The sequence below is a fragment of the Blautia sp. JLR.GB0024 genome, from assembly GCF_037000545.1.
Classification (GTDB): Bacteria; Bacillota; Clostridia; order Lachnospirales; family Lachnospiraceae; genus Blautia; species Blautia celeris.
This window is the reverse complement of record NZ_JBANBF010000002.1, coordinates 249,856-264,022: the sequence shown is the minus strand read 5'-3', so window position 1 is coordinate 264,022 and position 14,167 is coordinate 249,856. Positions and strand designations below refer to the sequence as shown.

General features: G+C 44.3%; 8 protein-coding genes. 3 read left to right on the top strand and 5 right to left on the bottom strand.

Features of this window, described 5'->3' with window-relative positions:
* Nucleotides 1-36: 36 nt before the first annotated feature.
* The 4 genes from V8Q34_RS05305 to V8Q34_RS05290 form a co-directional block, all read right to left on the bottom strand.
* Nucleotides 37-867 (bottom strand): carbohydrate ABC transporter permease, encoded by an 831-nt coding sequence (locus V8Q34_RS05305; protein WP_335834997.1) that lies wholly within the window; start codon nt 865-867, stop codon nt 37-39.
* Nucleotides 854-1,768: a carbohydrate ABC transporter permease gene (locus V8Q34_RS05300; RefSeq protein WP_335834996.1), complete on the bottom strand. Its 915-nt coding sequence runs from the start codon at nt 1,766-1,768 to the stop codon at nt 854-856. The genes V8Q34_RS05305 and V8Q34_RS05300 overlap by 14 nt, the downstream gene beginning before the upstream one ends.
* Before the next feature lie 77 nt (nt 1,769-1,845).
* Nucleotides 1,846-3,231, bottom strand: a complete 1,386-nt coding sequence (locus tag V8Q34_RS05295; RefSeq protein WP_335834995.1) for an ABC transporter substrate-binding protein — start codon at nt 3,229-3,231, stop codon at nt 1,846-1,848.
* Between the two features lie 52 nt (nt 3,232-3,283).
* Nucleotides 3,284-4,639 (bottom strand): GH1 family beta-glucosidase, encoded by a 1,356-nt coding sequence (locus tag V8Q34_RS05290; RefSeq protein ID WP_335834994.1) that lies wholly within the window; start codon nt 4,637-4,639, stop codon nt 3,284-3,286.
* 280 nt (nt 4,640-4,919) lie between these two features.
* On the opposite strand from V8Q34_RS05290, the gene V8Q34_RS05285 reads away from it, so the two are divergent.
* On the top strand, nt 4,920-5,948 hold the full coding sequence (locus tag V8Q34_RS05285) for a substrate-binding domain-containing protein (protein ID WP_335834993.1): 1,029 nt from the start codon (nt 4,920-4,922) through the stop codon (nt 5,946-5,948).
* 66 nt (nt 5,949-6,014) lie between these two features.
* On the opposite strand, the gene V8Q34_RS05280 is transcribed toward V8Q34_RS05285, so the two are convergent.
* Nucleotides 6,015-7,466, bottom strand: coding sequence for a lactate racemase domain-containing protein (locus V8Q34_RS05280; protein ID WP_335834992.1), 1,452 nt, complete (start codon nt 7,464-7,466; stop codon nt 6,015-6,017).
* A 563-nt stretch (nt 7,467-8,029) separates the two neighbouring features.
* Between V8Q34_RS05280 and V8Q34_RS05275 the strand changes: the two genes are divergently transcribed.
* Complete coding sequence (locus tag V8Q34_RS05275) at nt 8,030-9,061, top strand: LacI family DNA-binding transcriptional regulator (protein WP_054350359.1); 1,032 nt, start codon at nt 8,030-8,032, stop codon at nt 9,059-9,061.
* A gap of 228 nt (nt 9,062-9,289) precedes the next feature.
* Nucleotides 9,290-14,155, top strand: a complete 4,866-nt coding sequence (locus tag V8Q34_RS05270) for a CheR family methyltransferase (protein WP_335834991.1) — start codon at nt 9,290-9,292, stop codon at nt 14,153-14,155.
* Nucleotides 14,156-14,167 lie beyond the last annotated feature (12 nt).

Genomic DNA, 14,167 nt, shown 5'->3' with positions numbered 1-14,167 from the left:
CTCCTGATTTTTTATTGCTATATTGTAAATATCTGCTTATCCTTTTACTGCTCCTTCACTCAGGCCTGCAACGAGGTGTTTCTGCGCAACTGAGAAAAATATAATAGCGGGAACACTCATGATCACGGACGCAGCCATAAGCGGCCCCCACCTGATTCCTGATTCATCAATATAAAATGCCAGCGATACAGCAATTGGCCTGATGGATCTGTCCTTTGCCATCAAAAGCGGGAACAGGAATTCGTTCCAGGAAAGAATAAAGGAAAACATGGCTACGGTAGCAATCGCCGGCTTTACCATGGGCACAACTACCTTAGTCAGTACCTGCAGCGGATTACAACCGTCTACGACTGCAGCCTCTTCCACTTCATATGGAAGTCCATCTATAAAACCTTTCATAAGCCATATTGTGGTAGGTATACCAACCACAAGATACAGCAGAGTCAGTCCTGTATAGGTATTGACCAGTTTCAGCCTTGAAAGTGTTACATAAAATGGGACCAGCAAGGTAACACGCGGCAGCAGCCTTGTAAACAGGATTGACGTCAGCAGAGTCTTATTCCCGGGAAACCGGTACCTTGAAAATCCATATGCGGACAATACCGAGACGACTGTTGATATGATCGTAGATATTGCAGCAATTTTAACCGTATTTGCGAAACTTTTCATCATATTCGCATCTTTAAATACCGCTATATAGTTTTCCAGTGTCACAGGATGCGGTAAAAAGGTGGGATGCGCGGAATATACCTCTACACCTGTCTTCAGGGATGTAGATACCGTCCACAGGAAGGGGAGCACCGAAAACGCCACAACCAAAAACGCTAAAATATAAATGATTGCACTGACCAGTTTATTCTTCTTCAATTGACTCCCTCCTTTTTCTTTTTCTTCTTGCACTCACATCCCTGCCTTTTGCACTGACAGGAACATAAAACAGGAAACATATGATCATCAGCAATATCACGATAAAGCTCAGTGTCGATGCAGACGAGAAATCCAGATTTCTGAATGCATACCTCCATATCGTCAGACCTATAACCTCTGACGATATGCCAGGGCCTCCCCCTGTCATGGTATAGAGCATATCAAAGGAATTGATCCCATTGATAAATTCCAGAACGATAAGTATCGTCAGAATGTTTTTCAGGGATGGAATGGTTATGTAACGGAATACCTGAAGGGTACTTGCACCGTCAATCCTGGCTGCCTCTTTATAGTCTTCGGGAATGCCCTGCAGCGCAGCCACAAGCATCAGCATATTGAAAGGGAATCCGGCCCAGGAATATGCCACAATGACGGATGTCAATGCAGTACCGGCATTTCCCAGCCAGTTAGCTGTCAAAGAAGGAGAAAATGTTTTCAGTACAGCGTTGAGCAGTCCATTATCCGCCACATAAATCCAACGCCATGTATTTGCCGCAACAATAGAAGGGATGACCCACGGAATAAGCGCAAAGGTGCGAAGTGCTTTCATACCGCGCAGTTTACTTTCCATGATCAACGCAGCGCCAAACCCCAGAATCATTCTCAGCACCAGGCTTGCAATCGTCCAAACCAACGTATTCCTGGCGATTTCTACCAATTCCGGTTTAGAGAATATATTTTTAAAATTGTTAAGCCCTATAAACTCTGTATCAAAATATGGCAGTGTTAATTTCGAGAAACTGAATTGTGTCACCTGTAAGATTGGATATACCATCATTAAAATAATTGACACTGCTGCAGGAGCAACGAACAACAGCCCAACCCATTTTCTATTTTTCATTCTTTACACGCTCCTTATACTTTTTTACCACTGCAGGCTGTCCGAAACGAACAGCCCGAGATATTCATATAGCCATCTTACCGCCACTCTGACCGCAATGCCTTGATATTATCTGCCATTACATTGCAGCCGGTCTCCACATCTTCCTTTCCCTGTAAAATATTCTGGAGTTCTGTAATGATAATGTTCTGTATTTCTGTATATTCCGGAACAACCGGCAGCACATAAGTCGCGTTGGCATCAGCCTTCCAATATACTTCATACCTTTCTTCACCCCACGCACCCATGCTCTGTGCTTCGATAACTGCAGGCTGGACAATGTCCTGTGCACTCAAAACATCCGGTGTCAGGAAATAATCAATAAATGCCTTTGCGCCTTCCGGATTTTTGATTCCGGTAGGAATCGTCCAGTGCCATCCGCCCACACGGTCTGTACTTCCCGGGTTCACACAAAATCCATATTCAAACCCATTTGCCTGCGCATATTCATCAATACTGCTTGCAGTTACCGGGTCCATAGGAATCATAGCCAGCTGACCATTCTGTGCCATCGGGTATAAATCTGCAGACCATGCATAGTTAATGCATCCCTCCGGGACAACACCTTCTGTATACAAGTCTACCCATTGTTGTATTCCTTTGATGGATTCCGGAGAATTAATGGTAACCTTACTGTTGTCCTCATTCAATATGGCGCCGCCTGTTGATCCAAAGAACATTCCAAAGGAGCTCATACAGTTGGCAGGGTCATTCTTCGTAGCCGCAATACCGAATCCATAAACGCCTTTATCTTTGTCAGTAAGTTTTTTGCATACATCAAAGAACTGATCATACGGCATGTTGTCTGTGGGATAATCTATCCCTGCTGCGTCAAATAACGTCTTGTTATAAAACAAGGCTGTAGGGCCCGTTCGATATGGAACCGCATAAGTCACTCCGCCCTGCACACCTGCGTTCATAACACCTTCCGAGAAATCATCTGCACTCCACTCATATTCCTTCATGAAATCATCCATAGGCTGCAGGAGGCCCTGTCCAATCGGCGTACCCAGCATCAGTGTATCAAGGGCTAATGCATCCGGCGCATTTCCGCCCAGGATAGCGCTGACTGCGGTTTCTATGTAGTTGTTGATTGGCAGACATTCTACCTGCAGGTCATACTGCGGATATTTCTCCTCAAACCCTTTCTCGATTCTTGGGATCTCATCCTCCCACCAGCTGCCCATCCAGGCCGTCACTACCTCTTTCGTACCACCTTCTGCGCTGTCCGCTGATGCTGCATCCTTTTCCGAATCATCTTTCCCGGTATCGGATGCCCCTGTATCTTCAGCGGTGTCTGTCTCATTTTTTTCTGTTCCCGATGTATCATCGTTCCCTGAACTGCCGCATCCTCCGATCATGCTTCCTGCCATAACGGTTACCGCTGCGATTGCCAATACCTTTTTCACGTTCTTTGCTTTCATGTTGCTCCTCCTTTTTTATTTTCATCTTACAATAGTTACCCTTTTTACTTAGTCAGGCCATATTGTATTCTTTTTCTTTAATCACCTTTGAAAGCCACTTTGCACTTTCCTTTGTGATTCTCTTCTGAGAGTCGTAATCTACATAAATAATACCGAATCTTCTTGAAAGTCCCCATGCCCACTCAAAGTTATCTGTAAAACACCATACATAATACCCCATCACAGGAACTCCATCCTCTACGGCACGGCTGACAGCTTCAAGATATTGCTTCAAATATTCAATTCGATCTGTATCCTGTACCTTTCCTTCTGAATCAATCCAGTCGTTGAACGCGGCTCCATTTTCTGTGATAATCAGTTTCGCCGGTTTATAAGTATCACGAATCCAGCATAAGAGCTCATAAGCCTCATCAGGACATACCTCCCAATCGGCGTCTGTGCGCGGCTTACCGCTTTTTACAGCCTTCGCATGGAATGGCCACTGTTCTTCATCCGCTTTTACAAATTCCGCATAGTATGTATTCAATCCAAAAAAGTCCAGAGGCTGACTGATCAATTCCATATCACCGTCCAATATTTCCGGTATCACAACATCCTGTTCTTTAAGATAAGCAAACAACTCCTCCGGATAACCTCCTTTCCATACGGGGTCTCCGAACAAATTATTCTGCTGAAGCTGGATTCTTTTTGCGGCTTCCACATCTCTCGGATCATCTTTATCTAATGGATAGGCAAGGTTCATATTCAGCGTGATGCCTATTTCAGATTTGAGTCCAAGCTTTCTGAATTCTTTGACAGCACTTCCATGAGAGAGCAACAGATTATGTACTGCCTGAAGGGCCATGGAATAATCATGATAGCCCGGCGCGTGTTCACCTGTCCAATAGCCCAGGGTAGAAACACACCATGGTTCATTCAAAGTTATCCAATAATCCACCAGGTCACCATATTCCTTAAAAAGTGTCTTCGCATACTCAGTAAACCAACCAACAATTTCCCGATTCGACCATCCGCCTTTATCCTGCAGCTTCTGTGGTAAATCCCAGTGGTAAATGGTCATGCAGGCTTTTATCCCGTTTTCTTTCAGTTCTATGAGGACATTTCTGTAAAATTCGATTCCAGCTTTATTAATTCTTCCGATTCCATCGGGATATATACGGGCCCAGTTAACGGAAAAGCGAAAAACCTCCAATCCCAGTTCCTTCGCAAGCCGGATATCTTCTTTGTACGTATGATAAAAATCACATGCTGTATCCCCATTGGTTCCGTCTGTAATGTTGCCTGGTATATGGCTGAATCTCTGCCAGATATCCTCCCCCTTCCCATCTTCCCGGGCAGCACCTTCAATCTGATAGGATGCCGTAGCGGTTCCAAATTCAAAATTATTCGGAAATTTTATTGTTTTCATTCTTTCTCCTTTCTTTGCACATTTTTATGCATTGATTTTTGCATAATATTATCACTCATTCTCATCTATGCACAAATATTATCACATTTCTTTTTAAAGTGCAACTAATTTTGTGCATTTTTCTGTATTTCACAAAGTTTACGCCCAGTTTTTGTGCACATTTTTACGCCTTTAGTTTTTGAAGATTTTAGAATGCACATTTTTTTGCATTCCTGTTGTTTTTTCCTCTGACACCTGTTATAATAATCCCATCTTATATATGTACCAGAGGTGCTAATTTATGAAAAACGGATATACAATCAAGGAGATATCACTTGCACTAAATCTGTCCAGGAATACCGTGTCTAAAGTATTACGCAACAAACCCGGTGTTTCTGCCAAAACTTATAACATGGTCATGGATTATCTTTCTGCCAAAGAGGTAACTAAGGATTCAGCATCCACCGTTCCGGTCAAGGAACAGGTCAGGGGAAGCATTGTTCTGTCATATCACCTTGAAAATACAGAATATCTCAATAACATTGTTGCTAATATTGAAAAAGTATTGAAATCAAACGGCTACACGCTTTTTCTGAATATTATAAGAAACGATTATCACAGCGACATACCAATCCCCATCAGCATATATGAAGGCTCGGTATGCGGAATCATTTCCTTCAATGTCTTTGATAAGCATTATTGGGAAGAAATTATATCCCTCAAGATCCCTGCAGTTTTTATAGATACTTTTTGTAATCCCTATTATTTTTCCGGAAGAACTGATATCATCACTGCCGAAAGCTCAGGTCCAATTTACAGACTTGCAACACGTTTTATTGTAGAAAGGGGGAAAACTTCTTTTGGATATGTGGGCGACAGGGAATTCTGTTATTCCACTTACCAGAGATGGGGTACACTGAAAAGTGTTCTGGAAGAATATAAGCTGGTACTCAAAGACGAGAACTGTATCCTGTTCAATCAGATGAATGAGAACTTTGACCTCTATGCCTATTTTAAGGATACTATTTCCAAGATGCATAAACCCCCAGAAGTCTTCTTCTGCTCCAGTGATATTTATGCCATACAGGTATCCAGAGCTTTACAGGAATTGGGCTTTCGTATTCCCGCGGATGTCTCTGTAGTTGGATTTGATAATACTTCTGAGACGATGCGCCAGCTTCCGACCATTACCACTATTGATGCACATTCTGACTATCTGGGCAGAATAAGCGCTCAAAAATTAATAGAACGTATGAATCATCCCGAAAAGCCGTATGAGTTTCTGCTCTGTCAGTCAGATATTGTCCTCAGGGATTCCACGGACTTATAATTATATGGTTCTAATTACTTTCAGAGGTATACAGGTTCTCTGTATACCTCTGAAAATTATCTGTCGTCAATCCCTCCCTGCCTCTTTCATACAGAGACGCACCGCCTCTCTTTTAAAAGCCAGCGGCAGTGCCAGGATATTCGGCTTTCTTCCCACATATTTCTTCATGGCATCCTCCAGTGCCTCCTCAAACGTTGCCCTGGTCTTTAATCCCATCCCCCTGGCTATTCCGGGTTCCTGTGCGCCGACTATGTATATGGCTGAGGCATTCATCTCTGCGATATGGCCGCAGCTCATCATGGAAAAACCATGAAAAGGATGGAATGCACCAGCAAACCGGTATTTTCTGATATGTTCTTCATTTGTTGCAAAATACTCCTCATACTTCTCCATATCAGGAAGTATATTTACATAATCGTGCTGGAACATTTCATAAATCTCACGCAGATATGGCCAGCGCTGGTCATGGAAATAGCCATTGCAGATGGAAGAGCATATAATCACACAATTGTCACTTATCACGCTCTTATGAAGAATGATCTGTGCAGACAGGGCCTGCATCATCTGGATTGGATTCGTTCCCATGCCATCCCCATAGTAGAAATCCTGAGGCATGCCAAACACCATAACGTCATATTTCTTTTCTGCCCAGTGCACATACATCCTCCTGTCCGCAGTATGCCATGAAACAGGCTGCATTTCCTTTGCATAACCGCTGTTGATTTCTATCTGCCGGTATATGGAATCTAAAACAGCATCACAGCAGAAAAATTTCTTTCCCATACATTTTTCCATGTGCATGCCAATCTCATCGAATTTTGTTGACATTGAAGATTTCTCCATGGCGGGCGCAGCTCCTCTCCCAAGCATCTCATCGGGAATACGGTGCGCTGCGATACTTCTCCAGTGAGTAATCCCTGTTGCACAGTGCTTGTACCCTCCGGTATATCCTCCGTAGGGAATCCCCAGTGTATGTCCGATCATAACCGCTACATCTGAATCATAGACATACTTATTCATCAGAACTCTGTCGCCATGCTCCGTGCAGCCCAGATCCACCATATGCTCATAATCCTCGCAGTCATGGCTGATGATTTGATGTGATCCGTAAAACTCATGAAAAATTTCATCTCCAAGGATTTGCTGCATTTCCTTTTTGCTGGTTTTCGGATGCAGGCCGTTGGAGAAGATAAGAAGAATATCCTTCTTCTCAACACCGGCCTTATATAACTCCTCAAGAATCAGCTTAAGCGCCAGCTTCCTGTGTGAAGTGGGATGGCATCCTCCTATTATGATATCCGGTATTATTATTGTCACACTGCTTCCCCTGCCGGCCAGCTGTGAAAGCGCGGGCATTCCCACAGGATGCAGAATAGATTCCCTTGTCCTTTTAACCAGGTGGTTCCGCGAAATACACGCAGGGTCAGATACGGTTATGCCCGGAATAAAAACATCGGTCAGATGATCCGGCAGTTCGGCTGACATCATGCCTGTACCATACTCAAAGTCCACTTTCATATTGTTTACCCTCCCCAAGTTCTTTTATCTCTGTATTATTTCATGTACTTTTTCTATTCCCCTCCTAATTTATTTTCTTCACGTAATATTTGTCACTACTTACAATTTATATTGTATTTTCTTCCATTTCAACCCCTGTTTACACAAACGTTTTTCTATTTTTTCATATTTTGACTGTTAATTCATTTAATATCTTCTTATTTTCTTTATTTTTTTATATCCCTTTATCTGCTTTATTTGTACGCAAACGTTTGTATTATTTTGCATTTTATTATTTCATATTTTCAATATAATGAAAATATGGCTGCATATTGTAACAAAAAATCACTTTTATCATGACGCAGGTCACATCATTCAGAGGGAATACACATTAAAATACAGCCATACATCATCCCCAAACCTGCCGCCGTGCATATCCATGTCAGGAAATCAGACAGACTGTACATTCTCACAGATACCTGCAAATTAATTTTGATATATCTGCCCTGTACTTTTTGGGGATATCCATGATAGTATGGATTTTCTGTATCGGCTTATAATATAACAACACAGGAGGAAATCAAATGACACTGAAGGATATTGCAAAGGAAGCCGGGGTTTCCATCTCCACAGTCTCAAGAGTCATAAACAATAAAGGAAGCAATGCTGCCAGCAAACATACCCAGGACAAAATCTGGTCTATCGTCCGAAAAAACGGATACATCCCAAACGCGGCTGCCCGGACATTAAAGAACGGCAGCCCCGTCCCGGAGGAATCCGAACCGTCTTACACGATTGACTGTATTTACGGTGAACATTCCAGAACAGATATCAGCCCACTTTACCAGGAATTAGAGCGGGCAATTGAACAGATCGCCATTCGACAAAAATGTACTGTACGCCGCTCTTTTTTTCTGGAAGAATTTTCCTTTCCCCCAAATCCCCCAACAACGCAAAAAAACAATGCTGACGGTGCTGTGTTATTCGGAAAACGATGCCTGACGCAGCGGCAGTTTGAACTTCTTGAAACCACCTACCGAAACCTTGTATACATCGGCATCAATCCTCTGGATTTAAAATGCGACCAGGTTATATGTAATGGTTATCATGCGTCTGTTACTGCTGTACAATATCTTCACCGTCTGAAGCATAATAAAATCGGATATCTCGGGGCACAAAAAGACACTTCCTGTTTTCAGGGATACAAACAGGCACTGAGAGAACTTGGCCTGCCCTTTCACATAACCAATACGGTCAATGTCAAAGAGACAATGGAGGGGGGCTATCACGGAGCAAGGCTGCTTCTGGAACGGGAGGCTGACATCACCGCAGTTGTATGCGCTGATGATCTGACAGCTATAGGTGCAATGCAGTATTACCGGGAATGCAGAAGGAGAATCCCAAAAGATATCTCAGTCATAGGAATCGGCGATATTCCCCATGCCCAGCGCACTATACCCATGCTCACTACAGTACATGTTCCCGTCGGAGAGCTGGGTAATATTGCCATGAAGGTTTTACTGGACCGGATTCAGGGCGGACATAAACTGAATCTGAAAGTGGAACTGCCCCATTATATAGCTGAGAGGAATAGCTGCGCCAGATATACCAGGTAATTTTATAAATAGCTGAAATTGTATCCAGATAGTTTAATATTTACTTAAGAATAACAAACTTTGGCAAATACAAGTGCAATGTGTCATTCCATATGATATACTTAAATAATACTTGATGAGGAAATATCTTCATCAGGTGTTTTTTGCATAAAAGGAAAAGTTATAAATCATATACAAAAAAAATATATACTATAGCCATAGTTATTGTCTGCATGAAAGGAGACTATTATGGAAGAGAAGGATGCCGGTCAGGCAGAGCATCTTACACTGAATCAGGAAAATGTTCGATGTTATGTTGGTGTAGGGGCTTCCGCAGGGGGTGTGGAGGCATTACAGGAACTATTTCAGCATATGCCGCCGGACACCGGCGCATCTTTTATTATTGTACAGCATCTTTCGCCGGACGCAGTCAGCCTGATGGATAAAATTTTGCAGAAATCCTCCAGTCTGCCGGTGCAGTTGGCCGAGGAAGGCGCAGTTCCCCAGCCCAATCACATCTACTTAAATCACCCGGGAAAAACATTGACCATGAAAGAAGGAAAGTTTCACCTGGAATCTGCTCATGACCGAAACCAGCTCTATCTGCCCATTAATCTGCTGTTCCAGTCCCTGGCCTCGGTAAGCGATGTGCATGCCGCGGCCATTATCCTGTCAGGAAGCGGTTCTGACGGAGCGATTGGAATCGGCTCTATCAAGGAAAACGGGGGACTTGTCATAGTTCAGAAACCCACAGAGGCCCAGTATGCATCCATGCCCCAGAGTGCCATTTCAACAGGTATGGTAGACCTGATTCTAAACGTGACGCAGATAGGCTCATCCCTGAGAGAATACCTGAAAAATCCTCATATACAGTCCATGCACCAGGAAGAACCGGATCACATGGAGCTAGCAGAGGATTATTCCTGCATTCTCAATGCTATCAGCCAGTATTCGGATATTGATTTTACAATCTATAAAACAAATACCATTTACCGAAGGATTGAACGCCGCATCGCACTCAATAATTTCCATGGAGTGGAGGAATATCTGGACTATCTCCTCTCAACAGAGGAAGAACGTGCCCAGCTTCACCGGGATCTGCTTATTGGCGTAACTTCCTTCTTCCGGGATGAGGAAGCATTCCGCCATCTGGGTGAGAATGTGGTCATTCCCCTCCTTAAGAAAAAGAAGTCCATCCGCCTGTGGAGTATCGCATGTTCTACCGGTGAAGAAGTATATTCCCTGGCAATACTGCTCTGCGAATGTATGGAATACCTGCATTTTACTGCGGATGTGAAAATATTTGCCACAGATGTGGATCAAAATGCCATCACTACCGCCCAGAAGGGCATTTACTCGGAAAGTCTTCTGGAAAATCTGAATCAGGCAATATTAGACCGCTACTTTGAACACACAAGCGGCGGATACCTGGCAGGCGAAAAGATCAGGAAAATGATCGTCTTTGCCAAACATAATATTTTCAGGGATGCCCCTTTCTCAAAATTGGATCTGATCGTCTGCCGTAATATGTTCATCTATGTGAAACCGGAAATGCAGCAGAAGGCACTGGCCTCCTTCTATCAGCTCTTAGTTGATGACGGCTATCTGTTTTTAGGCAGCAGCGAATCCGTTGGGGATATGGGAGATGCTTATAATCTGCTGGATAAAAAGTGGAAGATATATTCTAAAAATAAACAGTATTCCAAAAAAGATATTTCCATGTATCCGGCTTTGAACATGTTTGGGAATTTTTCTCCCCACCAGACAGAACGTATCCAGAAGGCTAATCCCCTGCAGAAACAACTGCACTCTACCAATATCTCTGAAAAGCTGCTGTTCGCCATGGCCGGGCCATCCGTTCTGCTCAATCATGAGTTTAAGGTACTGCAGGTCATTCAGGGCGGCGGGCAGTATATGAGGATGCAGGACGGACAATTTGACGGAGGCCTCAGCTCCTTTTTTTCTCCCAGCCTGGCTGCCTTTCTCAATCGTCTGCTTCTGGATTCCAGAAAGATATCCGACGGTATCGTTGAAAAACGGGCTACCGGCCTGGCAGACTACCCCGAGGAAGTTTTGTGTGTGAAAGTTCGCTTTTTCAACCTTACCGAAGGGGAATACTACCTGATACAAATCAAATCCGAAGAAAAGGCAGAGTCAGAAGCTGCTGATTCCCCCATGGATTTAAGAGAATTAAAGGACAGCCGTATTCAGATCCTGGAAAATGCGCTGAATGAAAGCAACTGGAATTTGAAACTGGCCGTAGAGGAATCGGAATCCCGCAACGAAGAGCTGCAGGCCACCAATGAAGAACTTCTGGCATCCAATGAGGAACTTCAAAGCACCAATGAGGAAATGCAGTCCGTCAACGAGGAGCTTTACACCATCAATGCTGAGTACCAGAACAAGATTGTGGAACTGACCACTGCCAATGCGGACTTTGATAACCTTTTACTGAACGCAGATGTGGGTGCCCTGTATGTGGATGAAAATATGCACATCCGAAAAATAACGCCCCTTATGCTCCAGCATACAAATCTGCGGGTCACAGACCTGGAACGTCCGGTCACACAGATCAACTTCCTTGATTCTTACCCTGACTTTACACAGGATGTAACTGATGTATCAAGACATGGAAAAATTGTGGAAAAGGAGATCACCGATCAAAATAACGTCATCTGGCTTGTACGGATCCGCCCTTATTTTGACCATACCCACACCCCAAAGGGTGTCCTCATATCCATGTTCGATATCACCAAACGTCTGGAAGCCGCCAAATTTGATCTAAAACATCTGACTGACAGTGTCCCGGGCGGTGTGCTCCGCCTAAGATTCAATGATATCCTGGTGATCGAGTATGCAAATGACAGCTTCTTTGACCTGATCGGGTATACCTCGGAGGAAATGTGCCTGGATCTGCATAACCGTTTCGACCGCCTCCTGCATACTTCCGACTGGGTTGAACTAAAGGAAGAAATCCGGGATGCCGCCTCCGTCGGCAGACTTCTCAAGGTAGAATGCCGCCTGTGGCAGAAGAATGGAACAGGCCGCTGGTGTTCCCTGCAGGCCGTAGCATTCCGGCAGGAACGGCATATCGAACTGCAGTGTATCGTCACTGATATCTCACTGATCAAAGACTATGAGGAGCAGCTCAAAAAAGAACGCGATTATTATAATAAACTATATCAAAACGTAGTCTGCGGGATCGTTCAATATGAAATAGAGGACAACAACCTGCGTTGTTATAACGCGAACAGTGAAGCCCTCCAAATGCTGGGTTATACGTCCATGGAGGAATTTCGCAGGCAGACAGCGCAGACACTTCCTCAGGTGACCGTTTCTGAGGATACGGAATACATACGGCGCACACTGCTTTCTCTGAAGGAAGAAGGTGAATGTGCCAGTTTTGAACACCGTGTCTGCACAAAGGATGACGGTATCCGCTGGGTCACAGGAGTGGCAAAGGTGATCTGCACCCCGGACGGCAAAAAACTGATTCAGAGTACATTTATGGACACCACCGCAAGAAAACGTGCCCTGGAGCAGGTGGAGGCAGAGCGCGACCGGTATGACAGACTTTACAAGGTACTCTATAATACAGCTGTATGCGGAATCGTCCAAGTGGATATCCAAAGCAATAAAATCCTGAGCATAAACAAAATCGCACTTGATATTTTGGATGAAAAAAATGAGGGAGACATTGAAAGACATCTTTTTAATGAGACACCGGAGGACAAACATCAGAAATGCCTGGCGGGAATCGGTACCTTTATGCATTCTCTTGGTAAACCGGGTGAACAGCGTGAGGTACGTTTTAACCTGACGAAACAGGACGGCGGCCTTACCACTATTGAAGGTACCGCCAACTGGATCATAGAAGACAAAGTCTCCAGTATCATTCAGTTTACTTTCCTGGACGTGACGGAGCGCGAACGTCTGAAAGAAGCGCAAATGCAGCTGGCAGTTGCAATCCAGTCCAATGCTGCCAAAACAGGATTCCTTTCCAAAATGAGCCACGAGATCCGTACACCTATGAACGGCATTATGGGTATGATCGATATCGCAAGATTAAATATGGATGACAGGGATAAAATCGAGGACTGTCTGGATAAAATGAAACTTTCCATGCAGCACCTTCAGATGCTGGTAAATGATGTACTGGATATGTCAAAAATTGAGAGCGGCAAGATGGAATGCAGGGAAGTGGATTTCGATCTGCGTCAGTTGTTGGAGGAAATCATCGCTGAATATAATTTTGCTGCCACCAAAGGCGGAGTCGGCCTGACACGGGCCATCAGTATCCGGCACCAGCATGTGATCTCCGATCCTGTCTTTCTGCGCGAGATTCTGGGGAACCTGCTGAGCAATGCCATAAAATTCACACAATCAATGGGTATGGTGGTACTGGTGGCTGAGGAAGTATCTGTCAATGAGGAACAGGCCGAATTCACATTCCGAGTCAAAGACTCCGGCTGCGGTATCAGCCCGGAGAACCAGGAGGTCATTTTCGACGCTTTTGAACAAGGTGATGGGAATAACATGAGCAAAACCCCGGGTACAGGACTGGGACTGGCAATCTGCAAGAACCTGGTAGAACTTCTGGGCGGAACCCTTCAGGTGGAGAGCCGGCTCGAATTCGGTTCAGAGTTCTACTTTACAATACCGATGAAATTGTCCAAATGTCAGACAGCCGCTGATCGGGTCACACCGAAAGCGGACAGGATAGACAGCTCTTTAAAAGAAAAACGCATTCTTCTTGCAGAAGATAATGACCTCAATGCAGAGATTGCCCAGACACTGCTTGGCAGCTACAATTTTCAGGTGGAACGCTGCAAAAACGGAAAAGAAGCACTGGAAAGCTATTTACAAAAACCGGCGGGATATTATGATCTGATTCTTATGGATATAAAGATGCCGGTTATGGACGGCCTGACATCTGCCCGGGAAATCCGAAAGTGCCAAAAGCCGGGGGCAGCTGAAATCCCCATAATCGCCATGAGCGCCAATGCCTTCCAGGATGATGTGGAACGTTCGCTCAATGCCGGTATGAACGCACATACTACCAAACCTATTGAGATTGAAAAATTGGTGCATCTGCTGAGCACCTATCTGTCATGAGCATACTCAAAA